Below are 471 nucleotides of genomic sequence, written 5' to 3' on the forward strand. Positions count from 1 at the left end.
CCGAGAACGTCGAGCTGCTCGAGCTGTGCGATGTGATCTTCGCCTTCGACACCGAGGGGCGCCCGAAGGGGTTTCTGCCAGACGAGCGCTTCACCGAAGACGGGCTCGCCGAGCTGACGGGGATGGCAGCATGACCGACGCAACCAACGGCGCCGCGACGGCCAAGAAGGCTCGGGCCGCCGGGACCCGCGCTCCCGGGATTCTTCTGTCCTACCGCACCGAGGCCGCAATCGCCGGCGCGATTGTCGTCCTGTTGCTGGCGGTGGGCATATTCGTCCCCGCGGCGCTCAGCATGGGCAACGTCCAAAACATCATCCAGGCCGCCGCGCCGCTCATCATCATGTCGCTCGGCGTCTTCTTGGTCGGGGTCACCGGCGGCATCGATCTTTCGGTCGGCTCGGTGTTCTCGCTGACTGGAATGGTCACGGCGCTGGCAATGGCCAATGGAGCAGACGATCTTACCGCCTGCCT

The 471-nt window shown here is 65.8% G+C and carries 1 pseudogene; it reads left to right on the forward strand.

What is annotated here, in order from left to right:
- Positions 1-130 precede the first annotated feature (130 nt).
- Positions 131-471 (forward strand): annotated as a pseudogene (locus EN859_RS35310) (ABC transporter permease); the annotation flags it as partial.

It is taken from the genome of Mesorhizobium sp. M00.F.Ca.ET.216.01.1.1, from assembly GCF_004010325.2.
Classification (GTDB): Bacteria; Pseudomonadota; Alphaproteobacteria; order Rhizobiales; family Rhizobiaceae; genus Mesorhizobium.